At 64.0% G+C, this 24,827-nt stretch carries 25 protein-coding genes; 17 read left to right on the top strand and 8 right to left on the bottom strand.

The window, feature by feature from the left end; all coding sequences use genetic code 11:
* Positions 1-22: 22 nt before the first annotated feature.
* Both NKI17_RS09560 and NKI17_RS09555 read right to left on the bottom strand, forming a co-directional pair.
* On the bottom strand, positions 23-313 hold the full coding sequence (locus tag NKI17_RS09560) for a type II toxin-antitoxin system RelE/ParE family toxin (protein ID WP_023677839.1): 291 nt from the start codon (positions 311-313) through the stop codon (positions 23-25).
* Entirely contained in the window at positions 306-566 is a 261-nt protein-coding gene (locus tag NKI17_RS09555; RefSeq protein WP_023677838.1) for a type II toxin-antitoxin system ParD family antitoxin, read from the bottom strand. The genes NKI17_RS09560 and NKI17_RS09555 overlap by 8 nt, the downstream gene beginning before the upstream one ends.
* 170 nt (positions 567-736) lie before the next feature.
* On the opposite strand from NKI17_RS09555, the gene NKI17_RS09550 reads away from it, so the two are divergent.
* Complete coding sequence (locus NKI17_RS09550) at positions 737-1,084, top strand: DUF1491 family protein (RefSeq protein WP_352454316.1); 348 nt, start codon at positions 737-739, stop codon at positions 1,082-1,084.
* 11 nt (positions 1,085-1,095) lie between these two features.
* Here the strand turns inward: NKI17_RS09550 and NKI17_RS09545 are convergent, their stop codons facing one another.
* Complete coding sequence (locus NKI17_RS09545; RefSeq protein WP_023677836.1) at positions 1,096-2,106, bottom strand: DUF2336 domain-containing protein; 1,011 nt, start codon at positions 2,104-2,106, stop codon at positions 1,096-1,098.
* A gap of 187 nt (positions 2,107-2,293) precedes the next feature.
* Here NKI17_RS09545 and NKI17_RS09540 point away from each other — a divergent pair, with 187 nt between their 5' ends.
* Positions 2,294-2,479, top strand: coding sequence for a hypothetical protein (locus NKI17_RS09540; RefSeq protein WP_023677835.1), 186 nt, complete (start codon positions 2,294-2,296; stop codon positions 2,477-2,479).
* A gap of 14 nt (positions 2,480-2,493) precedes the next feature.
* On the opposite strand, the gene NKI17_RS09535 is transcribed toward NKI17_RS09540, so the two are convergent.
* The 5 genes from NKI17_RS09535 to NKI17_RS09515 form a co-directional block, all read right to left on the bottom strand.
* Positions 2,494-3,042, bottom strand: a complete 549-nt coding sequence (locus NKI17_RS09535) for a DUF1254 domain-containing protein (RefSeq protein ID WP_352698706.1) — start codon at positions 3,040-3,042, stop codon at positions 2,494-2,496.
* Entirely contained in the window at positions 3,035-3,619 is a 585-nt protein-coding gene (locus NKI17_RS09530) for a DUF1214 domain-containing protein (protein WP_352569876.1), read from the bottom strand. Before NKI17_RS09530 ends, NKI17_RS09535 begins: the two co-directional genes overlap by 8 nt.
* Positions 3,620-3,716: 97 nt before the next feature.
* The gene (locus NKI17_RS09525; protein ID WP_352569875.1) at positions 3,717-5,876 is read right to left on the bottom strand and encodes a transglycosylase domain-containing protein; all 2,160 of its coding nucleotides are present in this window, start codon (positions 5,874-5,876) and stop codon (positions 3,717-3,719) included.
* Between the two features lie 175 nt (positions 5,877-6,051).
* Positions 6,052-6,684 (bottom strand): NAD(P)-dependent oxidoreductase, encoded by a 633-nt coding sequence (locus NKI17_RS09520; protein WP_352905745.1) that lies wholly within the window; start codon positions 6,682-6,684, stop codon positions 6,052-6,054.
* 19 nt (positions 6,685-6,703) lie between these two features.
* A complete protein-coding gene (locus NKI17_RS09515) occupies positions 6,704-7,597 on the bottom strand; it encodes a methyltransferase domain-containing protein (RefSeq protein ID WP_352905743.1) in 894 nt (297 codons plus the stop codon).
* A 129-nt stretch (positions 7,598-7,726) separates the two neighbouring features.
* Between NKI17_RS09515 and NKI17_RS09510 the strand changes: the two genes are divergently transcribed.
* From NKI17_RS09510 to NKI17_RS09440, 15 genes are all read left to right on the top strand, one after another.
* A complete protein-coding gene (locus tag NKI17_RS09510; RefSeq protein WP_352905741.1) occupies positions 7,727-8,623 on the top strand; it encodes a LysR family transcriptional regulator in 897 nt (298 codons plus the stop codon).
* A 308-nt stretch (positions 8,624-8,931) separates the two neighbouring features.
* Positions 8,932-9,204: a hypothetical protein gene (locus NKI17_RS09505; RefSeq protein ID WP_352570000.1), complete on the top strand. Its 273-nt coding sequence runs from the start codon at positions 8,932-8,934 to the stop codon at positions 9,202-9,204.
* Between the two features lie 157 nt (positions 9,205-9,361).
* Complete coding sequence (locus NKI17_RS09500) at positions 9,362-9,826, top strand: DUF3168 domain-containing protein (protein ID WP_352569870.1); 465 nt, start codon at positions 9,362-9,364, stop codon at positions 9,824-9,826.
* A gap of 373 nt (positions 9,827-10,199) precedes the next feature.
* Positions 10,200-10,499 (top strand): hypothetical protein, encoded by a 300-nt coding sequence (locus tag NKI17_RS09495; protein WP_352569868.1) that lies wholly within the window; start codon positions 10,200-10,202, stop codon positions 10,497-10,499.
* Between the two features lie 64 nt (positions 10,500-10,563).
* A complete protein-coding gene (locus NKI17_RS09490; protein ID WP_352569867.1) occupies positions 10,564-11,229 on the top strand; it encodes a response regulator transcription factor in 666 nt (221 codons plus the stop codon).
* 10 nt (positions 11,230-11,239) lie between these two features.
* Positions 11,240-12,667: an ATP-binding protein gene (locus NKI17_RS09485; protein WP_352454424.1), complete on the top strand. Its 1,428-nt coding sequence runs from the start codon at positions 11,240-11,242 to the stop codon at positions 12,665-12,667.
* Between the two features lie 121 nt (positions 12,668-12,788).
* Positions 12,789-13,223, top strand: a complete 435-nt coding sequence (locus NKI17_RS09480) for an RT0821/Lpp0805 family surface protein (protein ID WP_352449042.1) — start codon at positions 12,789-12,791, stop codon at positions 13,221-13,223.
* Positions 13,224-13,445: 222 nt separating this feature from the next.
* Positions 13,446-14,582, top strand: coding sequence for a c-type cytochrome biogenesis protein CcmI (gene ccmI / locus NKI17_RS09475; protein WP_352756234.1), 1,137 nt, complete (start codon positions 13,446-13,448; stop codon positions 14,580-14,582).
* Positions 14,583-14,585: 3 nt separating this feature from the next.
* Positions 14,586-15,029 carry a cytochrome c maturation protein CcmE gene (ccmE, locus tag NKI17_RS09470; RefSeq protein WP_352454332.1) on the top strand — a complete coding sequence of 148 codons (444 nt, stop codon included), beginning with the start codon at positions 14,586-14,588 and terminating at the stop codon, positions 15,027-15,029.
* Positions 15,030-15,043: 14 nt separating this feature from the next.
* Positions 15,044-17,032 carry a heme lyase CcmF/NrfE family subunit gene (locus NKI17_RS09465; RefSeq protein ID WP_352569864.1) on the top strand — a complete coding sequence of 663 codons (1,989 nt, stop codon included), beginning with the start codon at positions 15,044-15,046 and terminating at the stop codon, positions 17,030-17,032.
* Entirely contained in the window at positions 17,029-17,493 is a 465-nt protein-coding gene (locus tag NKI17_RS09460) for a cytochrome c-type biogenesis protein (RefSeq protein ID WP_352569863.1), read from the top strand. Before NKI17_RS09465 ends, NKI17_RS09460 begins: the two co-directional genes overlap by 4 nt.
* 116 nt (positions 17,494-17,609) lie before the next feature.
* Positions 17,610-19,166, top strand: coding sequence for a Do family serine endopeptidase (locus NKI17_RS09455; protein ID WP_352569862.1), 1,557 nt, complete (start codon positions 17,610-17,612; stop codon positions 19,164-19,166).
* Between the two features lie 399 nt (positions 19,167-19,565).
* Positions 19,566-20,240 (top strand): response regulator transcription factor, encoded by a 675-nt coding sequence (locus tag NKI17_RS09450; protein ID WP_352454335.1) that lies wholly within the window; start codon positions 19,566-19,568, stop codon positions 20,238-20,240.
* A 6-nt stretch (positions 20,241-20,246) separates the two neighbouring features.
* The gene (locus NKI17_RS09445; protein ID WP_352569861.1) at positions 20,247-21,716 is read left to right on the top strand and encodes a sensor histidine kinase; all 1,470 of its coding nucleotides are present in this window, start codon (positions 20,247-20,249) and stop codon (positions 21,714-21,716) included.
* The gene (locus tag NKI17_RS09440; RefSeq protein ID WP_352636419.1) at positions 21,716-24,682 is read left to right on the top strand and encodes a bifunctional [glutamine synthetase] adenylyltransferase/[glutamine synthetase]-adenylyl-L-tyrosine phosphorylase; all 2,967 of its coding nucleotides are present in this window, start codon (positions 21,716-21,718) and stop codon (positions 24,680-24,682) included. Before NKI17_RS09445 ends, NKI17_RS09440 begins: the two co-directional genes overlap by 1 nt.
* Positions 24,683-24,827: the final 145 nt, after the last annotated feature.

The following is a 24,827-nucleotide window of genomic DNA, read 5'->3' as shown; positions in this document are numbered from 1 at the left end:
GGTCGAAACCCAGTCTCCCGGTCTATTTAAGCCATTGCTCCGGGTCACGCATTCCGTGGACTATCGCCACGGCTAACACGCCGTAGGGCATAGGCTCATAAATCACGATGTAGCGTCCCTCGACCAGAATGCGGGCGGTGGCGCTCAATTCCGGTCGAGCTGCGCCCATTTTGGCGTGCTCGCAAACCAATTCCAGCCTGTCGAAAATGCGTCCGATCAGCTTGTCAGCCGCCTTCTCGTTATCGATGGCAATGTGGTGCCAAATATCTCGCAAATCCTGAGAAGCTCGGGGGGTGAGCCGGTATTCAGCCACGGGCTGCGCGTTCGGCTTTCAGAGCGCGTAAGAAAGCCGTGCGATCCACGTGCTGGCCCTCGCCGCTTGCCATCCCTTCGTCATACGCCCTTTTGAGACGTTCCAGTTCAAGAGTGCGGAATTCCTCGCGCTGCTCCCATAGACGTAGTGCTTCCCTGACAATTTCACTGTTGGAAGCATAGTCTCCGCTGTTCACGGCGTCTTGTAGACGGGCGGCCTGCTTGGGCGTAAGCGACACAGTAAGAGTGCGCATGGGCTGGGCTTTCATACCGGACGCTATAGCATTTTTCACAGGGGCTAACAAGATTTGTTAGGTCTTGGGTAGATCGTCGCATTCCGGGGACTCGCTATGATAGCCAACCGTTGCTCGCGAATAAGTGACAATCTCGACGCCACAAAACCGAAATCATGCAGGGTCGCGCCATGCGGGTAACCACCGATCTGTGGGTGTCGGCGCTGTTGCGCCGGGTTTTCAGCGCCGGCGGCTTTGCCGCCGTGGTCAAGCGCGGCGCGACGGAAGCCGGCGCGGTTTTCGTGCTGGCGCGGGGCAGGCTGGGGGAGATAGCGCTGTTCGGGCCGGCGCCGCAGACGAGTTACGATTCGGCCAGGCCGGACGACCGTTTTTTCAGCCTGCTTGGCGAAGGCGACGATGCCGCCATCTTCGACGCGCGGCTGGAGCGCGAGAAGAGATTCGATCCGGATATCTGGGTGGTCGAGATCGAGGCGGGCGCCATTCCCGTCGAGGAGCTTATCTCGGTCAAGGCGTCTTAACGGCAAGCCCTTCAGACGCGACGCGCCTTTGGGGTGGCGGCTATATCGGCGCTGTTCGGCTTGCGCAGGTCGGCATTTGCGGCGACGCGCCCGGGCTTGCGAACGATTTTCGACACGGTGTCGGCCTTCCAGCCGCGGAGCCTGTCCAACGCCGCGTCGCGGTGCAGCAGGCGGTAGCGGTCGAGGAAGATGCGGATCGCCTGCGGGTGCGGAAACTCGGTCGGATAGATGGCCGCCGTGATCAGGAACGCCTTGTCTTCACTAAGGTCGAGCGCGCGCAAGGCGGCCAGCAGCGGTGTGTAATTGTGGCTCGCGGTGAGCGTCCGCGCCGTTGAAAAATCGACTTCGAGCGCATCGGCGAGCGCTGTCTGGAAGAATGCCGCATTGCCGGTCAGCGCGGTCTCGCGCAGCTTGACATAGGTTTGTGGCTCGACGAACGGACTGATGGCGGCGCCGCTCTCGGCGCGCATCATGGATCGCAGCCTGCGGCGTACAGTTTCAGCGGCATCGGAAGCCTCTTGCCTGTTGACCTCGCCCGCAACCACTTCGGCGTTTTCGGACGCGGCTTTGGCGGTTGTTTCCGGCTGCTGCTGCGACCGCACCAGCGTCGGCCTTTCGAGCACTTTGATGAGATCCGCGATCGTTTGATTGAGATCCTTGCGGCGGGCAATGGCACGGGCATGCGGCAGGCCGTGACGCCCGATCAGCGCGATCAGGTCGACGTCGCTGAGGGCGCGCGAGCGGATCAGCAGCGGAGCGGCGATGTCGACCCGCTCCTGGCAAAGCCGCCGCACCAGCGCGGCAGGTGCATATTCGCATTCGGAAAGGGCTGCCGCGACGTAGCGGCGCGATTCGACCGAGACATTCTCGAAAAGCGGCAGCGTCAGGTCTTCGAGCTGCGCGATTTCCCGGCGCGAAGGGCGGGTGAGCGAGCAGAACGCCGATACCGCGGCGCGAAACAGCCTTTCGGCCTTTCCCGATTCAGCTCCTGCTGCGATTTGCCTGAAATCCGAAGCTGACACGAAGGATACGCCCGACACTCGACACGATCTGGACAGCGCTCTGCCGGGCTGTACCGGTTTCGCGTTTCCCAAGAACAAAGATCAATTTAGCGGCGATCCGTTAGCGCTCCGTTAACCTACTACCTTCTTAATCGACTATGGAGGCGTTGCGTTGTGCTCCGGGGCAACCGAGAGGAATACGCGAACCATGGGCATGGTACTGTCTTTCGTGCCGCGAACGGCGGCAACCAATCGAGCACAACAAGCCGCGCCGGCGGCAGTGATCATCTTTCCCGGGGTGCGCTACGAGCAGCGGCCGCTGACGGGCGAAACGCGGCCGGCCGGCCCCGACAAGCCGGGACCTTCGGGAACATTGCCGGTACCGCATCACTGAGCATCGGAACCGGCTTAAAAATCCTGCAGTTCGCAGGAACTCTGTTCGAGAAACCGCGAGACGATCGGCTTCCAGCTGTCGTCGGGCACGAACGAACGGACGACGAATACGCCTTCCTCTATCGGCGCCTCGACGAAGATGGCCCCTTGCAGTTCCTCGGGAAGATCCTTGCGGACCTCGATCATCTGGGCCGGCGTCAGCACAACGGTGTCGAGCACGCCTGCGGTCGCGCTGTGGTCGTTGAACGAGTAGATGTTGTGGCCGCCGCGGTCGTAGACCGATATCGACCAGAACGGCACCTTTCCCGGTGCCTTGACCCGCATCATCCCCTCGGCAAGATCGAAGCGGCATGCCGCCGCATAAAACAGCGGATCGACCGATTTCACCACCGGCGCGCCGCCGGCTTCCGCGTCGAGCCTGGTCATCTTGTAGAGATCCGAAGCCATGGCCAATCGCGACCAGGCGTCGCGTTCGGAAAACTCGGGGACGAGCAGCAGCACGATGATGTGCACGATGCCGGCGCCGAGCAGGCCGAGCAGCACGGCATGCAGCAGGCTACGCATTGCAGCCGACCTTCTGGATCTGCGGCAGCGTGACGTCCGAGAGACCGGTGCTGCTGGCGATCGGCGTGTCGTAGAACGTAAGCACCAAGTACATCTTGCCGGCGCCGCTGGTCAGCAGCCAGTTGCCGGGCACAGGGCGGCTGCCGACGGAAATGACCACCGAATTGTCGGCCTGGCGCAGCACTTGATAGGACTGCAGCGCAGCCGGCCTCGGCTTGCCGGTCTCGACCACGCCAAGCGACTGGTCGGCGGCATAAAGCGTCCAGAACCGGGCGGTGGGAAAGCCGCCCGCAATCTTGTAGGCACATTGCCGCTTGAGCTGTTCGCCGCCGGAATCGCGCTCGGCGATGAAGGACAGTCCTTCCGCCTGTCCGAGCGCCAGCACGCCTTCGCGAGCCACGCGGGCCTTCGAATAGGGATCTGCCGTCGGCGTGCCGATATCGGGGAAGGCGGTCCATTGGCCGATCCTGATGGCGCCGACGCCATCCTGCAGCTTCAGTGCATACCAGACGCTGCCGCCACCGCCGACGACGGCTATGGCAAGCGAAAGCAGTGTCAGGAAGGCGTTCTTGAGCATGAGGAGGCAGGGAACCGAAGGCCGGGACTGAAAGATTGCCGCTCGGGGATATCGCGGCGCAGGGCCTTGTGGCAAGCGGCCCTGTGGAATTGACCGCTCAGAGCGCCGACAGGGTCTCCGGCGCAGCGGGCGCGTCGAGCACGGGTGCCGCCTGGAACAGCTTCGTGAGTTCCTTCAGGGTCTGGGTGGTCCGGCTGGACAGCACCGGCGGACGCTCGGCGGCGGCATCGGCTGCTGCCTGTTCGGCGCTCTTCTTCTCCGCTTCCTCGGCCTTGGCAGCGATTTCGGCATCGACGAAGGGGTGATCGAGGCCGGGGATCGGTCTGAGGTCGATATTCTGGTGCGCATAGAGCATCAGGCGCTGCCACACCATGGCCGGCAGCGTGCCGCCGGTCATCTTGTTGGTCGCGGTGAAGTCGTCATTACCGAGCCAGACGGCGGCCGTGTAGTTGCCGGTAAAGCCGACAAACCAGGCATCGCGGTAGGACTGGGTCGTGCCGGTCTTGCCGGCGACGACGATGTTTGGAAGGGCTGCGCGCCGGGCAGTGCCGATCACCGGCACCGCCGCCAGCATGGTGTTCATGTATTTGAGCGCCTGCTCCGATAGCACCCGGTGCGGCGGCGGCGCATCCTTGGCGAAGTCGTAGACCACCTCGCCGGTACGGGTGAAGAGTTGGCTGACGCCGTGCCGGGTTCCGGCAAAGCCGTTCTGGGCAAACACGCTGTAACCCGTCGCCTGGTCCATCACGGTCATGCCCGACGTGCCGAGCACCATGGTCTTGTGCGATTCAAGCGGCGACTCGACGCCCATCGCCTCGGCCATCGCCTTGATCGGCTTGATGCCGAGATAATCCTTGGCCAGCCGCACCGGCACCGTGTTGATCGATTTGGCCATCGCCGTGATCAGCGTGACGTTGCCGGCCGACCCGCCATTGTAATTGTGGGGCGACCAGCTGCCCCAGGAGATGGGTCCGCCGGAAACCACCGAATCCGGCGTGAAGCCATGCTCCATCGCCGTCGCATAGACATAGGGCTTGAACGAGGAGCCGGTCTGGCGAAGCGCTTTGGTGGCGCGGTTGAACTGGCTGGCGCCGTAGTCGCGGCCGCCGACGATCGCCCTGACCGCGCCATTGGTCTCGATGACGACGATGGCGCCCTCGGTGACGTTGTATTCCTTGCCGAACTGGCGGAGGTGGAACTCCATCGATTCTTCGGCCGCCTTCTGGATGTTGGCATCGAAGGTGGTGTGGGCGACAAGCGAGTGCGGGCCACCTTTGGCGGCGATCTTCTTGACCTCGTCGAAGGCCCAGTCGAGGTAATAGTCGGGGCTCTTCTGCTCGCCGCGGTCGACGATTTCGGCCGGGTGCAGCCTTGCCTGCAGCACCTGGCCTTCGGTCATGAAGCCGGAATCGACCAGATTGGACAGCACCACGTTGGCCCGCGCCCGGGCGGCGGGCAGGTTTATGTGCGGCGCATATTTGGTCGGCGCCTTGAACAGGCCGGCCAGCATCGCCGCCTCGGCAAGGTTCAGGTCCTTGACGCTCTTGCCGAAATAGAAATCGGCTGCCGCCTCGATGCCGAAGGTGCCGCCGCCCATATAGGCGCGGTCGAGGTAAAGCTGCAGGATTTCCTTCTTCGACAGATTGGCTTCGAGCCACAGCGACAGGAACGCTTCCTTGATCTTGCGCTCGAACGTCCGCTCATTGGTCAGGAACAGGTTCTTGGCCAGCTGCTGGGTGATGCTCGAGCCACCCTGGACGACGGAATTTGCCCGCACATTCTCGAATATGGCGCGCGACAGGCCGAGCACATCGATGCCGTAATGGTCGAAGAAACGGCGGTCTTCGGTCGCCAGCACCGCCTTGATGACATGGTCGGGCATCTCGTCGACCGGCACCGAATCGCGCTGGATGATGCCGCGCTGGCCGATCTCGTTGCCGTAGCGGTCGAGGAAGGTGACGGCGAAGTCGCCTTGCGTGCGCCAGTCGCCGGCGGTTATCTGGAAGGCCGGCAAGGCCAGCGCCAAAAGCACGACGATGCCGCCGGCACCGAGCGTAAAGCCTTCACTCAACAGTTCGATCAGGCCACGGCGCCAGCCGCCGACGCGGAAACGCCGCGAGAAGATGGTCGCCGCTTCCCAGAACTGGCGCGCCCTGAAGCCGATTTCGTAGACCGAGGAATCGATCCATGCATCCACCGCCAGCAGCCTTGCGGCGATCGGACCTCTTCTCTTGCGTGGTTCCAAAGGACTGGCCATTCCAGGATCCGGCTGCGGCGATGCCGCCAACTGAGAAACCGCATACCGGCAATTTCACGGCGGCGCGCCGCTATGACTATTCGTCCATTTTGGCGCTGCCTACAAGGACGATGAAGATAAGGGCGATGAAGATAAGCGGGAGGTTTGTCGAGGGGAAGACGGCTCCCGTGCGGCGTCAGCGCAGGATGCTGACTGTCCTGCGCGAGTAGGTGGTGTCGTTGATCTGGGCGAGCATGAAGGCCGCTACGTCGGCCCGCGCCAGTGTCGGCAGCAGCGACGCCGACCGGATGCCATTGCCGTGGCGAAATTCACCCGTTGCCGCCCCATTGCTCAGCTTGGGGGGCCGCACGATGGTCCAGTCGAGATTGGATTGAACGATCAGGCTTTCCTTCACTTCGTGGTCCGCCACCTCATGGCGCAGCACCAATGGCGCGATGATGTTGCCCAACAGGGGGCCCAGTTGCCGCCGGCTGTCGCGAACGCCAAGGAATGAAAGATAGATGAGCCGTTCGGGGCCGGCCTGTTGCATCGCCGCGACGATGAAGCCGATGCCGGCAACGACGGCCGGATCGCGTTTCAGCGGCACGCCCACCCCAAGACAGCTGAAAACCGCATCATTCCCGACAACGGCGCGTTCGACTGCCTGCCGATCGGCGACGTTTCCGACGATCACCTTCAGATTTTCGTGGCTGATGGCAAGCTTGCCCGGCGTGCGGACGAAGGCGGTCACCGCATGGCCCTTCGCCAACGCCGCCGAGACAAGCAGTCGACCCGTCGCACCGGAAGCGCCGAAGATCAGCAGTTTCATCGTCCGCTCCTGGAAACCGTTAGCCCCGCTTACGCCCGGCGACGAAGGCGACAGGCGCCCCGGTCGGGCCGGGCAGCAACCGGCTGTCGGCATAGCCGCTCTGATCGACCAGGTCCTGGGCTGCGCCCTTTTCAAAGACCGTGCCGCCCCACATTGTGGTGCGGAAGCGGGCGAGGGCGTCTCCCAGTGCATCCGGTCCAGGATTGACCATTGCCAACAGCAGCCAGCCGCCGGGCCGCAACGCGGCGTAGCTGCGCTTGACGACGGCCCTGACATCCGGCTCGGGGATGAAGGCGCTTGGTACGAAAACAAGGTCGAACGCGTCCGTGTCCGCGATATCCTGGCCCAGCCCGGTGTGCAGTTCGATGCGATGTTCGAGCCCGGCTGCCCTGACGTTGGCAGCGGCCTGCGCGATGGCTTCAGGCAGGGGATCGACACCGACCGCCTTCAGGCCGGGCCATTGCCGCAGCATCGACACCGACAGGGCGCCGACGCCGACGCCGATATCCAGGAAGGCTGCGCCCGGTGCGGCGAGCCTCTCCGGCAAACCGGTCAGTTGTGGCGCGATCAGCCGCTTCAGCAACGCCGGGAAGCCAGATGAAACGTCGCCGAAGGCCTGGCGTAAACGGGCTTCCAGGGCCTCGACGCTTTCGGAGGAGCGCGACAGCAGCTTGCCACCTGAAAGCAGGTCGACCCGGATGCTGGCCAGCACCGGCGTGAGTTCGATGACGCCAGCACCTGATACGACGTCGGAGGCGCCGAGTTCGGCAAGCACGGCCCCTGTGCGCCGGGCCACACTGCCCTCGAGTGGCGTGCCGGAAATACGCGCCTCCATCGCCAAACCGAGCGCCACCAACGCATTGGCCGACGTCGCGTGCCGCGCCACCATCGTTCGCAAACCTTCGATATCCATCGATCGCTTCCCTGAATTGGATCAGGCCTATTCTCGCGCGGACGTCAAATTCAGGCGATTTGCAATTTCCGGGCATGCTTGTGCAAAACTGCACAGGTGCGCGGCGAGGAATTGATCTAGACTAGGTTCGTGATCAAGACCGGCGAACCGGACTGGAACGATCTGCGCTACTTTCTCGCTGCCGCCCGCGCGGGAACGTTGTCGGGAGCTGCGCGCGTGCTCGGCGTGCGTCACACGACGATCAGCCGGCGCCTGGCTGCTCTTGAGGCGGCACTCGGGGTTTCGCTTGTCGTGCGCATGCGGCAAGGTATCGAGATCACGCCGCTTGGCCAGACATTGCTGCCGCTCGGTGATGACCTTGAACGTACCATGCAAGCACTGACGGCGCTTGTGCGTTCGGGCAAGAATAGCGTTCGGCTGGCACTGCCGTCGGGCTTCAGCCCCCTTTTTGCCGAGCGTATGGCCGGGTTCCATAAGGCCCACCCCGATATCAATCTTGAACTGACGAGCGGCAGCAGGCCCGTGGACCTGCAGCACGGCGAGGCCGACCTAGCGGTCAGGATCGGCACCATCGCCGACGACGATTTGATCGCGCAGAAGCTTTGTGTTGCGGGCTGGTCGATCTACGCGTCCCAGCGCTATCTCGACCGTCACCCGATGCCCATCGACCCTCGCCAGCTGGCCGGACACGAGATCATTGGATTTCACGCAAGCCTTGCCGGCGTCCCCGGCGCCAAATGGGTTGAGGCGCACGGCGCCGGCGCGACAATTGTCCTTCGCGTTGCCGAAATGACGGAAATGCTGGCGGCGGCTCTGAGTGGCGCCGGTCTGGCGGTAATGCCCTGCATGTTGGCCGAAGCTGAACCGCGGATGGTGCGCCTTGCCCCCGACATTCTCGGCAGTCATCCGGTGTCGCTCGTCTATCGCCGTGAAATCGGGGCGGAGGCGCCGGTGCGCGCCGTCATCCGCTTCGTTTCTACCATCATCAAGGACCATGCCGAGGTGATCAGCGGCGAGACGCAGTAGGGGCATGGTGCAGCCGCTTGCGCGAGGTGCCGAGGATTGGCAGTCGTCACACGGGACGCTTGTCCCGCTCTTTGCGGGTCGCACCTTATCGTCCGGCGTTGGTTCTCTCGGAAGACTCGCTGGATACTCGATTTGCGGGAGCGCCAGAGAATCTTGCGATCCCGATAATATTAACAGGTATTATTTCCGCTAGGTCTCTCACCACAGTTGGGTCATGCCAAATGCCTGAGAATTGAATTTCCGCTGTGAAACACCTATCTTACAGTGAAATTCACGTTTTCGACTTTAGCTGCAAGGAGATTTTACGGATGGCCCAAGGCAATCAGAACATCATGGGAAAATCTGAGGCTCGCTTCATGGAAAATCAAAAGAAGGCGGCGGAGCGGAACAAAGCAACTGCCGAATATCTCTCGGAGGCGAAGGCCAGGACCATCAAGACGGCAAGGCTGAGGGAATTGCGACTGGCCAAGGAAGAGGCGGACCGCGCGGCGGCAGCTCTGAATCCGGTCGCCCCGAAGAAGAAGCGGGCGTCGCGGGCACTCAAGCAGGCCGTATCCGCATCGACGCAGCCCAAATCATGAGCCTGACATTTCCCATTCCAGCTGCAGCCAGGAAGCAAACGCATCCGCTTCGTCGGCCGTGCCGTCGCGGGTTGCAGGAGCAGGGCTTATTGCCGAGATCATGAAGGTTCATAATCCGCATGAGACGCGCTGATTCGCGCTTTGGCGGGATGCCTTCATGCAACGCAGCTACGCAGCCGGGAGCTCGACGCGACGGGCGAAGGGAAAGACGATGACCGCGCCGGCCGTCGAATTGCAGAAGGCCATATTCGATGCTGTGAATGGCGATCCCGATTTATCGGCGGCATTGGGCGACGCAAGATTGTTCGACCGTGCGCCGGAAAATGTTGCGTTCCCCCACATGACCTTCGGCCGCACCAGCGTCTACGATTGGGCAACGGGAATGGAGAACGACGCAGAACAGTTGCTGACGTTGCATGTCTGGTCGAAATCAGAGGCCAGCAAGGAAACCAATGACATCATGGACCTTGTTAGCACCCGCCTGCGCGATACGGCTCTCTCGCTCGGCGAACATCGCCGCGCCTACCTCAAGCTCGAATTCGCCGAAGCCCGCTACGACGAGGACCTTTCGGCCCATCACGGGCTGCTGCGCTTCCGTGCCGTGATCAAGGACGAGGGCTGAGCACCGGGCACTTTTTGCAAATCGGACAATTTTGTTCTTGCTTTGTGCCGGCAGCTATGCTACTAATTCCCCTATGGTGCTGATGGCGCCAGCGACCCGCCGCAGAGGCGGGTTTTTTGTTTCAGGTTCGGTTCGCCTGAACTGCCATCGGTTGCCTTGGGCCGGATGCTTCGTCCTCCCAAATGGTCCTGCCCGCCAGATGATGCCGGTTGTCGGCGAAGGATTGGAGGGCTAGGTTAAACATTGGCGATTTCGCGGAGCCGGGCGGCGAAATGGCAATCCGGTAATCTCGCGCTTCAGGGGTGTGGCGGGCATGCATTCGAGCGTTCACCGTTCATATCACGTTCAGCACCGGCGCGTTAGAACGCTGACCATGAAAACCCTTCGCTCCCACTTCCGGACCGCGGCACTGGCGCTGTCAGCCGCCGGTCTGCTTGCGTCGCAAGCGATGGCGATCCCCGCTGTCGTGCCCGAGTGGACTCAGCCGGTCGTCGTCGCCGCGTCCGACTGCTACGCGATCGGCCAGCAGGTGGCCGAGCAGAATGGCGGCACCCTGGCCAAGGCCTCGCAGTCGACACGCGGCGGCCAGCCGGTCTGCGTCATCGTCGTGCTCGTTCCGGGCAAGGACGGGCAGCGTCCCCGTCGCTCCGAGATCGTCGTTCCGCTGAACTGAACCGTGCCGTTTCCCAGTCTGCCGGAATCGGCCTATATCTGACCAGTTTCAACAGGCCTCCCGCATGCGCGTACTCGTCGTCGAAGATGACAAGGATCTCAACCGGCAGATCGGCGACGCGCTGGTCGATGCCGGTTATGTCGTCGACCGCGCTTTCGACGGCGAGGAAGGGCACTTTCTCGGCGACACCGAGCCCTACGATGCCGTCGTGCTCGACATCGGCCTGCCGCAGATGGACGGCATCAGCGTGGTCGAACGCTGGCGGCGCGGCGGCCGCAAGATGCCGGTGCTGATCCTGACGGCACGCGACCGCTGGAGCGACAAGGTTGCCGGCATCGACGCCGGCGCCGACGACTACGTCACCAAACCCTTCCACATCGAGGAAATCCTGGCCAGGGTGCGGGCCTTGATCCGGCGTGCTGCCGGGCACGCTTCGTCCGAACTGACCTGCGGGCCGCTCCGCCTCGACACCAAGGTCTCCAAGGCCGACGTCGACGGCGTGCCGCTGAAGCTGACCTCGCACGAATTCCGCTTGCTTGCCTATTTGATGCACCATATGGGCGAGGTGGTGTCCCGGACCGAGCTGGTCGAGCATCTCTACGACCAGGATTTCGACCGCGATTCCAACACCATCGAGGTCTTTGTCGGACGGCTTCGCAAGAAGATGGGCATCGACATGATCGAAACTGTTCGCGGCATGGGCTACCGCATGCGTAAGCCGGAGGCGTAACGCGGAACCGCTGCCTACAAAACCCGCCGTCTCGAACACGCCGTCGCTGCGGTCATGGCCGCGTTCGGTGGCGTTTCGCGTCATCGCCTTTTCCACGGTCTGGGCGATCCTCACTCTGGTCGTCATCTTCACCTTGATCACCACGCTCTATCGCCAGGCCAGCGAGCGCGGTTTCGACAGCCTGCTTTCGGCGCATCTGTTCAACCTGATCGGCTCGGTCGGCGTTTCTGAAAGCGGCCAATTGACCGGCGCCCCCGACCTTGGTGATTTGAGGTTCTCGGAACCGAATTCCGGCTGGTACTGGTCGGTCGAGCCTGCCTCGGAAGGCGTGCACGGCGATCTCCATTCGTCGTCGATGACCAAGGCGATCCCGTCGCCAAGCGTTGCCGAGGTGCCCTTCAATGCCAGCTTCCAGCGCAGCTATTCAGCGGACGGCATCGAAGGCGAGCAGTTGGAGGTGTTCGAGAGCGAGTTCGTGCTCGATGCGAAAAACCGCGCCGCGCGCTTCCGCGTCATGGGCAACCAGACCGAGCTCGAGCAGGAAATCGCCACCTTCCAGCGGCGCCTTTTGACCTATCTGTCGCTGTTCGGCGTCGGCATGATCGCCATCAATGCGATTGCCATCCTGCTCGGCCTGCAGCCGCTGCGCCGGGTCAGGAATGCGCTTGCCATGGTGCGCGAAGGAACCGCGCAGCGCCTAGACGGCCGTTTCCCGGCCGAGATCGAGCCGCTCGCCAACGAGACCAATGCGCTGATCGAGAACAACAGGCGTATCGTCGAGCGGTCGCGCACACAGGTCGGCAACCTGGCTCACTCGCTGAAGACGCCGCTTGCCGTGCTGCTCAACGAGGGACGGGCGCTGGGTGGCGCCAAGGGTCAGCTGATCGCCGAGCAGGCCGCTTCCATGCAAAAGCAAGTGGACCATTATCTGCAACGTGCCCGCGTCGCCGCGCAGCGCGACAGCGTCGTCTACCGTACGCCGGTGGCGCCGCTGGTCCAGCGCATGGTTCGGGTGCTGCAGAAGCTCAACCCGCAGACGGCGCTGTCGCTCTCACTGCCGGCCACCGACATCGTCTTTGCCGGCGAACGCGAGGACCTGGAGGAGCTGCTCGGCAATCTGCTCGACAATGCGATGAAATGGGCAAGGAGCGCGGTCGCCGTTTCGGTCAAGCCAATCTCCAGCAAGGGTGGCGCTGGCACGGAAGGCGCAGCCAACCTGTTCGAGATCAGCATCGAGGATGACGGCCCCGGCATTCCCGACGACAAGGCGCGCGAGGTGTTGCAGCGCGGCCGGCGGCTCGACGAGACAAAACCGGGCAGCGGGCTCGGACTTGCCATTGTCGCCGACCTTGTCAACGAGTATGGAGGCTCTCTGGCGCTGGAACGATCCGTCATGGGTGGATTGAAGGCGATGGTTCGATTGCGGAGCCTTCAGTAATGCTTTTCCAGATTGCTTTTCCAGGTGGCCGGCCGCGGCCAAATTTCCGACAAACATCGACATTATGGCCGCGCCAGCTGCTGACAGCGCGGCGGTCCAGCTCAAGAAAGCCGGTATTGGCATGAAGATTCGCGTCGCGCTCGTTTCCGCCCTGCTCGCCGTCTCCGGCTGCACAACGCTCGGCAAGGGCCCGGCCGTTACGGTGACGCCGGCCGCGACGCCCCCCAGCGGCGCCAAGGTGGCGACGACGATCATCTCCGCCATGGGCGGCGGCCTCGTCGGCGGCTCTATCGGCGCCGGCCTGAGCGAGACCGAGAAGCGCAGCGCGCTCGAGGCGGAATACAAGGCGCTTGAATACACGGCGAGCGGCCAGAAAGTGGCTTGGAAGAGCGACGGTTCGGCCCATCGCGGCGAAGTGGTCGCCGCCCAGCCCTATCGCGTCGGCTCGCAGGACTGCCGGCAATACACCCATACGGTGTTTACCGGCACCGCCGGCGCCACCGCGCGCGGAACCGCGTGCCGCAATGCCGACGGCAGCTGGACGCCGCTGACGTAGCTGGCCGGCCATCGATCCGCCGATTCCGGTCCGGCACTAAAGCGCGTCGCGTGCGACCGGCCTCATGCGACGCGCTTTAGGTCCTTGCTTTGATGCATGGTCGTTATCGCAAAACCGCTGCACACTTTTGCGCGACATGCATTATCGATCGGAGCGGCCCCGCCAAAGCGTCGCAGCACGCTTGTGTTGGCAGGGCAAGGGTCTCGTTCTATTGGAAGAGCCATGCTGTTCTGGGTCATAGCCGCAATCCTGACGCTGGGCGCAAGCCTGGCGGTGCTGCTGCCGTTGGCCGGCGGATCGAAGAACGCGTCCGCTGCCGGCGATCACGACCTTGAAGTCTATCGCGACCAGCTGGCCGAGCTTGACCGCGATATGGCGCGTGGCCTGATCCAGCCAATGGAGGCCGAAGAGGCACGCGCCGAAATCGCCCGCCGCATCCTTCGCCTGAGCAATGCCGGCCACGCCGACGACACGGCGACGCAACCGTCGCGGTCGACAAGGCTGGTGGCGACGGCGGCCGTGCTGCTGGTTCCGCTGGTCAGCTGGGGCCTCTATGGCCAGCTCGGCTCACCCGACCTGCCGTCGCAGCCGCTCAGCGAACGCCTGGCCAAGAACCCCGCCGACAGCTCGGTCGACGAGCTGATAGCCCGCGCCGAGGCGCACCTGGCGGCCAACCCATCCGATGGCCGCGGCTGGGACGTGCTGGCGCCGGTCTATCTGCGCATGCAGCGATACGCCGATGCGGTGACCGCCTATCGCAACGCCATCCGCCTCGACGGCGACAGCGCCGCCCGCCAGGCGGGTCTTGGCGAGGCGATCGCCAATGCGGCCGGCGGCATTGTCTCCGCCGAAGCGCAGGCGGCTTTCGAGGCGGCGTTGAAGCTCGATCCGGCCAATCCGAAGGCATCGTTCTATCTCGCCATGGGCATGGCACAGGAAGGCCGCATAGCTGAAGCCACGGCGGCCTGGCAAAAGATGCTTGCCGCCTTGCCGCAGGGCTCGCCGTGGCGCGGCGCCGTCGAGCAGGCGCTGGCCGAATCCGCCGCCCGCAGCGTCGCTTCGGAGGCGCCCGCGAAAGGGCCGACCGCCGAGGATATCGATGCTGCTTCCTCGATGTCGCCGCAGGACCGGCAAGCCATGATCAGCACCATGGTTGCCGGCCTCGACGAAAAGCTTCGGCAAAATCCGCGCGACGAGGAAGGGTGGATGCAGCTCGTTCGTTCCTATGCCGTGCTGGGCAAGACAGATCAGGCGCGTGACGCGCTCAATCGCGGTATCGCCGTCTTTGGCGCGGACAGCGATCAGGCCAGAAAATTCACCGCCTTTGCCGCCTCGCTTGGCGTGACGGCGACGGAGTAGACGATGACGCGCAAGCAGAAACGACTGTCGGTGATCGCAGCGGGGCTGGGGTTTCTCGGTGTTGCCACGGGGCTGACCTTCTATGCGCTTGGCCAGAAGGCCTCCTATTTCTACATGCCGGCCGATCTGGCCACCGCCAGCCTTCAGCCGGGCCAGCGCATCAGGCTCGGCGGTCTCGTCGAAAAAGGCACGGTCGAGCGTAGCCAAGGCGCCACCGTCGCCTTTTCGGTGACCGACAACCAGAAGGACGTCAAGGTCACCTATACCGGCATTCTTCCCGACCTCTTCCGGGAAGGACAGGGCGTGATCACCGAAGGCTCGTTTGGCCCCGATGGCGTCTTTGTCGCCGACAGCGTGCTGGCCAAGCATGACGAGACTTATATGCCGAAGGAGGTAGCCGACGGCCTCAAGGCCAAGGGCGTATGGCAGGAGAGCAAGAGTGACTAGCGGGTGCGGTGACAATGGTTGAAACCGGACATTTCGCCCTGATCCTGGCGTTTGCGCTGGCCCTGGTGCAGACGATGGTGCCGCTGTTCGGTGCGCGCACCGGCAACCACAAGATGATGGCCGTCGGCGCACCGGCCGCGCTGACCGGCTTTGCCTTGACGGCGCTGTCTTTCGTGGCGCTGGCAACCGCCTACGCCGGCTCCGACTTCTCGGTTGAGAGCGTCTGGGAGAACTCGCATTCGCTGCAGCCGCTGATCTACAAGATCACCGGAACCTGGGGCAATCACGAAGGTTCGATGCTGCTCTGGGTGCTGATCCTGACCTTCTTCGGCGCGCTCGTCGCCGTCTTCGGCGGCAATCTTCCGGCGACGCTCCGGGCCAATGTGCTTGCCGTGCAGGGAGCGATCGGCGCCACTTTCTTCCTGTTCATCCTGACGACGTCGAACCCGTTCGTCAGGCTCAATCCGGCGCCTATCGAGGGCCGCGATCTCAACCCGATCCTGCAGGACCTCGGCCTCGCCATCCATCCGCCGCTGCTTTATCTCGGCTATGTCGGTTTCTCGATCTGCTTTTCCTTCTCTGTCGCTGCCCTCATCGAGGGCCGCATTGACGCTTCGTGGGCGCGCTGGGTAAGGCCGTGGACATTGGTTGCCTGGATGTTCCTCACCGGCGGCATCGCCATGGGCTCCTACTGGGCCTATTACGAGCTCGGCTGGGGCGGCTTCTGGTTCTGGGATCCGGTCGAGAACGCATCCTTCATGCCGTGGCTGGCGGGCACGGCGCTGCTGCATTCGGCGATCGTCATGGAAAAGCGCTCGGCGCTGAAGATCTGGACGCTGCTTCTGGCGATCCTGACCTTCTCACTGTCGCTGCTCGGCACCTTCCTGGTGCGCTCCGGCGTGCTGACCTCGGTGCACGCATTCGCCACCGATCCGACGCGCGGCGTTTTCATCCTCTGCATCCTGACGCTGTTCATCGGCGGCTCGCTGGCGCTGTTTGCCTTGCGCGCCTCCCGGCTGACGGCCGGCGGGCTGTTTCACCCGATCTCGCGCGAAGGCGCGCTGGTCCTGAACAATCTGTTCCTGACCACCGCCACCGCCACCGTGCTGGTCGGCACGCTCTACCCGCTCGTCGTCGAAGCCCTGTCTGCCGACAAGATTTCGGTCGGCGCGCCGTTCTTCAACCTGACATTCGGCCCGCTGATGGTGCCGCTCTTGGTCGTCGTGCCGTTCGGGCCGCTCCTCGCCTGGAAGCGCGGTGACATTTTCGCGGTCGCCCAGCGCCTGATGGCGGCTTTCGCGGCGGCGCTGCTCGCCGTGCTGGTGACGGCCCTGTTCATCGATGGCGCTTCGGTGTTGGCGGCACTCGGTGTCGGCCTTGCCTTCTGGCTGATCTGCGGCGCGCTCTCCGATCTCGCCGTCAAATCCGGCTTCGGCACCGTCGCGCCCGCCACCATGCTCAGGCGCTTCGCCGGCCTACCGCGCTCGGTCTTCGGCACAGCGCTTGCGCATCTCGGCCTCGGGCTGACAACGCTCGGCATTGTCGGCACGCTTTGCTTCGGCACCGAAAAAATCCTGTCGATGCATGCCGGCGAGACCGTCGAACTGTCCGGCCACAAGCTGCGCTTCGAGGGACTCTACCCGGCCCAGGGGCCTAACTACAGTGAGGATCGCGGCCGCTTCGCCCTGCTTGGCGCCGACGGCAGCGTCACCGGCGAGATCACCTCGGCCAAGCGCTCATATCCGGTGCGCCAGATGACCACAACCGAATCCGGCATCAGGACGATCGGCTTCAGCCAGCTCTATCTTTCGCTTGGCGACGAGGGCAGCGATGGCTCTGTGGTCGTTCGTCTGTGGTGGAAGCCGCTGGTGACGCTGATCTGGGGCGGCGGAATGGTGATGATGGCGGGCGCGGCGATGTCGCTGCTCGACCGCCGCCTGCGCGTCGGCGCACCGTCGCGCCGCAAGGCTGCGGCCGGCGTGCCATCGGCGAGCCCGCAATGAAAAGGGTCACGCTGGCCTCGCTGGTCCTGCTGCTGGCGCTCTTGTTCGCCGGCGCCGTGCAGGCGGTCAAGCCCGACGAGGTGCTCGCCGACCCGGCACTCGAGGCGAGGGCGCGCGCTTTGTCGGAAGGCCTGCGCTGCATGGTCTGCCAGAACCAGTCGATCGACGAGTCCGATGCCGACCTCGCCCGCGACCTGCGCATCCTTGTGCGCCAGCGCCTGGTCGCCGGCGATACCGATCGGCAGGTGATGGACTATGTCGTTTCGCGCTACGGCGAATTCGTGCTGCTGAAGCCACGCTTCAATCTGCGCAATGTTTTGCTCTGGGGGACGCCAGTTCTTCTGCTGCTCGTTGGCGGGACATTCATCCTGCTGGCCGCCCGCTCGCGCCATTCGACGGTGACCGCTGCATTAACTGCCGAGGAACAGGCGGCGCTGGACAAGATGCTCCGCCGCGATTGATCGATACATTACGAAAGTTTCATGTACCGGAAATGGCGCCGTAATGTGCGGCCCTCTATTTCCTTTGTCGAGGATGCCAATCAAGGGGCGTCCCTTGAAAAGAGGATACGATAACCATGAATGTTGCCCCCAATTCATATCTTCGCACCCGTAAACGCCTGCTGGCCGCAGCCGCATCCCTGGCCATTGCCGGCGCGATCGGCTTTGGTGCTGTTGCCACCGGGACAGCCCCGGTGCTGGCCGACGCCGTGCGTGTCGAGGCACCGCAGGTCCCGAGCTTCGCCGATGTGGTCGAGCGCGTTTCGCCGGCGGTCGTCAGCGTGCGCGTCAAGGCCAAGATCCAGTCGACGGCCGATGACGGTTCCGGCCAGATGGACGACGAGGACGGCTTAGGCAATCTTCCCGACAACCCGCAGCTGCGCCGGTTCTTCCGCGAATTCCGCGGCTTTGGCGATCAAGGCGGCGATCAGGGCCCGAACGGAATGCGCCGTTTTGGACACCGTGACCGCAACAACGACCAGCCGCGGCCGGTGGCGCAAGGGTCCGGTTTCTTCATCTCCGATGACGGCTATCTCGTCACCAACAACCATGTCGTCGAGGAGGGCACCGCCTTCACCGTGGTGACCAATGACGGCAAGGAACTCGACGCCAAGCTGATCGGCACCGATCCGCGCACCGATCTTGCCGTGCTCAAGGTCGATGACGGCAGCAAGTTCACCTATGTCGACTTCGCCGATGATTCCAAGGTTCGCGTCGGCGACTGGGTGGTGGCTGTCGGCAATCCGTTCGGCCTCGGCGGCACGGTTACCGCCGGCATCGTCTCGGCCCGCGGCCGCGATATCGGCGCCGGTCCCTATGACGACTTCATCCAGATCGACGCCTCGGTGAACCGCGGCAATTCGGGCGGCCCGACCTTCAACCTCAACGGCCAGGTTGTCGGCATCAACACCGCGATCTTCTCGCCGTCGGGCGGCAGCGTCGGCATTGCCTTCGATATTCCCGCTTCGACCGCCAAGCAGGTCGTGCAGGATCTGATGAAGAACGGTACAGTCCAGCGCGGCTGGCTCGGCGTCGAAATCCAGCCGGTCACGCCCGAAATCGCCGAGTCGCTTGGCCTTGGGTCCGGCAAGGGCGCGCTCGTTGCCAGCGCACAGGACAACGGTCCCGGCAAGAAGGCCGGCATCACCGCCGGTGACGTGATCACCCAGGTGGACGGCAAGGACGTTGCTTCGCCGAAGGAACTCGCCCGCCTGATCGGCGCTTACCCGCCCGGCAAATCTGTCGATGTCACGGTGTGGCGCAACGGCAAGAGCGAGGCGGTTAAGGTCGATCTCGGCAAGCTGCCGTCGAGCGACAAGCAGGCCTCGGCCGACCAGCAGCCTGCCCCCGCGCCGAAGACCGACACGCTCGCCGATCTCGGCCTGACCGTCACCAAGTCTGACAATGGCAAGGGCCTTGTGGTGACCGATGTCGACCCCGACAGCGATGCCGCCGATCGCGGCATCCAGCCCGGCGACGTCATCACCTCCGTCAATTCGGCGGAAGTGAACGGCGCCGGCGACGTCGACAAGGCGATGGCCGACGCGGTGAAGTCCGGCCGCAAGGCGGTGCTGATGCAGATCACCCGCGACGACAGCAACCGCTTCGTCGCACTGCCTGTCGCCAAGGGCTGAGCGCATGACCCCGAACACGTATTCCGTTTTCGGAAAGGCTCATGCGCCGATTCAAGGTGCTAGAGCGTCCTTTGCGCGTCCAAGAGGACGCGCGGCGCTCTAGTGGTCGACTTTTCCGATGCGGCGGTTTTCAACACCCCCGAGCCACCGCACGGGAAAGCACGGGGCCTGAATACGTTAGTCAGTCATCGTGTTCCGCCCCAGCGGCAGCGGGCCTCCCATCGCCCGCTGCCGCTCGAACATGCCGCTCAAGGCGTGAAGCGATTTTAGGCTACGACATGCTAAAACAAAGACTTACCGCGTATCCCTGAATCACTTTGTTCGCGATACGTCATGGAGAAGGCCACGATGCATATGCCGGCCACTCAATCTTCCAGTGAAATCGCGTATAACGGTTCTATGAAGATTCTCGTCATAGAAGACGATCGCGAGGCAGCCGACTACCTGCAGAAGGCGTTCGCCGAGGCCGGCCATACCGCCCATGTCGCCGGCGACGGCGAAACCGGCTTCGCGCTCGCCGATTCCGGCGACTATGACGTCATGGTCATTGACCGCATGATGCCGCGTCGCGACGGCCTGTCCGTCATTGCCGGGCTCAGGTCCCGGGGCAATACGACGCCCGTGCTGATCCTGTCGGCGCTCGGCGAAGTCGACGACCGGGTCACCGGTCTGCGCGCCGGCGGCGACGACTATCTGACCAAACCCTACGCCTTTTCCGAACTGCTCGCCCGCGTCGAGGTGCTGAACCGCCGCGCCAGCGCCAGGGAAGCCGAAACCGTCTACCGGGTCGGTGATCTCGAACTCGACCGGCTGTCGCACTCGGTGCGCCGCGCCGGGCGCGAGATAACGCTGCAGCCGCGCGAGTTCCGCCTGCTCGAATATCTGATGCGCCATGCCGGCCAGGTGGTGACGCGCACCATGCTGCTCGAGAATGTCTGGGACTACCATTTCGATCCGCAGACCAACGTCATCGACGTTCATATCTCGCGGCTGCGGGGCAAGATCGAGAAGGGCTTCGACAAGCCGATCCTGCACACGGTTCGCGGCGCCGGCTACATGCTGAAAAGCGGCTAGAACCCCATGACTCTTTCCGTGCCGGCCATCATGAAGACGACGGCAGCGCGGCTTTCGGCGCTCTACCTCCTGCTGTTCGCCATCTGCGCGGTGCTGCTCGTGTTTTACATGACCTCGCTGTCGGCGCGCATGCTGACCGGCCAGACCCAGGACACGATCAACGACGAGGTGCTCGGCCTCGCCCGCGCCTATCAGCGCGGCGGCTTGCCGCTGCTGGTCCGTGTCGTCGAGCAGCGCTCCCGCCAGCCCGGCGCCAATCTCTATCTGATCGCCGATGCCAACGGCCAGATCCTGACCGGCAACGTGCAGAGCCTGGAGCCGGGCGTGATCGAGGCCGAGGGCTGGACCACCGAACCGTTCTCCTACCGCCGCTTCGGTGAGGGCGAGCTCGAGCGGCAGCGCAACCCGGTCGCCGACCCGAACGAGCCCGCCCAGAGCGAAGTCCAGGCCGAAGGCGAGAAAGGCCACAACGCCATTGCCCTGGTGCTGCGCCTGCCCAACCAGATGATCATGCTGGTCGGCCGCGACCTCGGCGAGCCGGAGCGCTTCCGCGCCGTCATTCGCCGCGCTCTGATGCTGGCGCTCGGCATGATGGGCGTCGGCGGGCTGCTGATCTGGTTTTTTGTCGGGCGCGCGGCGCTGAAGCGCATCGACAGCGTGTCCGAGGCGAGCCGCCGTATCCTGGGCGGCGATCTTTCCGGCCGGCTGCCGGTCACCGGCGCCGGCGACGAGTTCGACCGGCTGTCGGAAAACCTCAATTCCATGCTGGCCAGGATCGCCACGCTCAACGAGGGCCTGAAGCAGGTCTCCGACAACATCGCCCACGACCTGAAAACGCCGCTGACCAGGCTGCGCAATCGCGCCGAGGCGACGCTTTCCGGCAAGCACAACACCAGCGACTACCGGCAGGCGCTGGAAGGAACGATCGCCGAATCCGATCAGCTGATAAAGACCTTCAACGCCATCCTGATGATCTCGCGACTGGAAGCCGGCTATTCCTCGGAAAGCACCACCAGGGTTGATCTGGCCGCTGCCGTGCACGACGTCGTCGAACTCTACGAGCCGGTAGCGGAGGAGGCGGGCGTGACGCTCGAAACTTCGGTGCAAGGTTCCTTCGCCGTCAACGGCAATCGCGAGCTGATTGGCCAGGCGCTGTCCAACATCGTCGACAACGCGATCAAATATTCGACCGACTCGACCTCCAGGCCTACGGTTCGCGTGACGCTGGAGCGTGTCGGCAGCGAGATCAGACTCGCCGTCTCCGACAACGGCCAGGGCATTCCCGACGATGTCGACCGCGCCAGGGTGACCGAGCGTTTCGTGCGGCTGGAAAAGAGCCGCTCGCAGCCGGGTTCCGGCCTTGGCTTGAGCCTCGCCAAGGCGATCGTGACGTTCCACAATGGACGGCTTGAGCTTCTGCCCGGCAATCCCGGATTGTCCGTCGTCATGAGTTTTCCCGGGCGGGAGGATCGCTGATGGTGGCGAGGATGGCAGTGCGACGCCTCGAAACGGACAGGCTGTTGAAGCCGACGATAAAGCTCGTTCCGCTGGATGCAAGCCGCGCCAGGCAGGAATTGTCGGAGATCGCCGACGCCGCGCGGCAAAAAGAACTGCCGCGACTGGCGAAATTCTTGGCAGGCAAGGGGGTCGTCCAGGATTTCCTCGCCGCCGTGTTCGACCTGTCGCCGTTCCTGCGCGATACCGCGCGCCGCCGGCCGCGGATACTCGATGCGCTTTTCGACGAGGCCATCGAGGCGCGGCTATCATCGATCGGCGCCGCGGTCGACAAGGCAGCACGCGTACAGGCCGTCTCCGAAAGCAGCCTGATGATGGAGCTGCGCCAATGCAAGGCGGAGGCGCATTTCCTGATCGCCTTGGCCGATCTCGCCGGCGAAGCCGAGACCTCGCTGACGGTGCGGCGACTGAGCGACCTTGCCGACGCCTGCACGCGTGCGGCTGTCGATTTCCTGCTCCGCGACGCGCATGAGCAAGGCAAGCTCCGATTGCCGGATGCCAAAAATCCGGCGCGACGCTCGGGCTGGATTCTGCTCGGCATGGGCAAGCTCGGCGCGCATGAGCTGAACTTCTCCTCCGACATCGACCTCGTCGTCTTCTTCGACCCCGATGCGCCTGCCGTCGTCGATCCGCTCGATGCCACAGAGCTGTTTTCGCGCCTGACCCGCCGGCTTGTCCGTATCCTCCAGGACCGCACCGAGCACGGTTACGTCTTCCGCACCGATCTCAGGCTTCGTCCCGATCCCGGCTCGACGCCGCTGGCGATCCCGGTCGAGGCGGCACTGCGCTACTATGAGGCGCGCGGCCAGAACTGGGAGCGCGCCGCCATGATCAAGGCGCGCCCGGTGGCCGGCGATGTTGCCGCCGGCGCCGCGTTCGTGAAGGGACTGCAGCCCTATATCTGGCGCAAATACATGGACTACGCGGCGATTGCCGACGTCCATTCGATCAAGCGCCAGATCCACGCCCACAAGGGCCATGGCGAGGTCGCGGTCAAAGGCCACAACGTCAAGCTCGGCCGCGGCGGCATCCGCGAGATCGAGTTCTTCGTCCAGACCCAGCAACTCATCGCCGGCGGCCGCTTTCCCGAACTGCGCGGCCGCGAGACCGTGCCGATGCTCGGCGAGCTCGCCGCGCGCGGCTGGATCACCGCCGACGCGCGCGATGCGCTCACCAGGCAATACTGGTTCCTGCGCCGCGTCGAACATGCCATCCAGATGGTTGCCGACCAGCAGACGCATATCCTGCCGGAGGACGAAGAGGGGCTGGAGCGCGTCGCCCGCATGCTGGGCTTTGCCGATGCGGCAGGCTTTGCCGAAACGTTCCGCGCGGCGCTGCACCAGGTCGAGCGCCACTATGCAGCGCTGTTCGAAACCGCGCCGGAGCTTTCGGCCGGCATCGGCAATCTGGTCTTTACCGGCGACGTCGACGATCCCGACACCTTGCAGACCTTGCAGCGGCTCGGCTTCCAGCGGCCGAGCGACATCTGCCGGGTTATCCGCGGCTGGCACTTCGGCCGCTACCGCGTCACCAGGTCGGCGGAAGCGCGCGAGCGGCTGACCGAACTGACGCCGGCGCTGCTGCAAGCCTTCGGCCAGACGCGGCGGGCGGACGACGCAGTGATCCGCTTCGACGAATTCCTTGCCGGCCTGCCTGCCGGCATCCAGCTGTTTTCGCTGCTGCAGTCGAATCCGGCTTTGCTGAAGCTGATGGCGACTATCATGGGCGCGGCACCGCGGCTGGCCGCCATCATCACGCGCCGGCCGCATGTCTTCGATGGGCTGCTCGATCCGGCGCTGCTGAGCGAACTGCCAAACCGCGCCTATCTGTCGGCGCGCCTTGCCGCCTTCCTCGAAGGCGACAGAGCCTATGAAGACGTGCTCGACCGGCTGCGCATCTTTGCTTCGGAGCAAAAATTCCTGATCGGCGTCAGGCTGCTTGCCGGGTCGATCGACCCGCCGCGCGCCGGCCGCGCTTTTTCCGATCTCGCCGACCTGACCATCGAGGCGGCATTGCAGGCGGTGATGGCGGAATTCGCTTTGCGTCATGGCTATATTGCCGGCGGCCGGGTCGCGCTGCTCGGCATGGGCAAGCTCGGCAGCCGCGAACTGACGGCGGGCTCCGACGTCGACCTCATCCTGCTCTACGATCACGACGCCGATGCGGAGGAGTCCGACGGCGACAAGCCGCTTGCCCCGTCGCATTACTACAGCCGGCTGACACAGCGGCTGATCGCCGCCGTTTCGGCGCCGACCGCCGAGGGCGTGCTCTACGAGCTCGACCTTCGCCTGCGGCCGTCCGGCAACAAGGGGCCGGTGGCCACCCATGTCGACGCCTTCAAGAAGTATCAGCGCCAGGAAGCCTGGACATGGGAGCACATGGCGCTGGCGCGCGCCCGCACGATCGGCGGCGATGCCGAGCTCTGCCGCGAGGTCGAGGGAGAAGTTGCCGCAGTGCTCGCTCTGCCGCGCGATCCAGCCAAGGTGATGGCCGAGGCATCCGAGATGCGCGCCATGGTCGACAAGGAGAAGCCGCCGCGCGATCCCTGGGACATCAAGCTGATCCCGGGCGGCCTCATCGATCTCGAATTCATTGCCCAGATTGCGCTGATCACCGGAAAGATCGAGGCAGGCCGCAGGGCCACCGGCACGGCTGAGGTCCTGTCGCGCCTGGCGCCGGATTTCGCCAGCGCCCAGGTCAGGCAGGAACTGGTGGATGCCTATTCGCTCTATCTGGCGCTGACCCAGATGATACGGCTTTGCCTCACCGGCGCGTTCGAACGAGACGACGTTCCGCCAGGGCTTTCGGATCTGCTTCTGGCCGTCACCGACCTGCCGGATTTCGGGGTGCTTGAAGCGCATCTCGGGGAGACGTCGCAGAAGGTCAGAAAGGATTTCGACCTTCTGCTTCGTGCGAAACAACCGTGACGGCAACCAGCCGTACGGGCGAGAGCATCGGGCCCAAAATTGCGACCTGCTTTGGGAGGTTCCGATGTTCAATCAAAGAGATAGAGCGGGGGATTGAAGGTCCGCCGCTCTAGCATCGGGGGTGACGATGCAACAGGAGAAGACC

It is taken from the genome of Mesorhizobium sp. M0816, assembly GCF_040320005.1.
Classification (GTDB): Bacteria; Pseudomonadota; Alphaproteobacteria; order Rhizobiales; family Rhizobiaceae; genus Mesorhizobium.
Note: the sequence above shows the minus strand (reverse complement) of the source record. Positions and strands in the feature narration are given on the sequence as shown.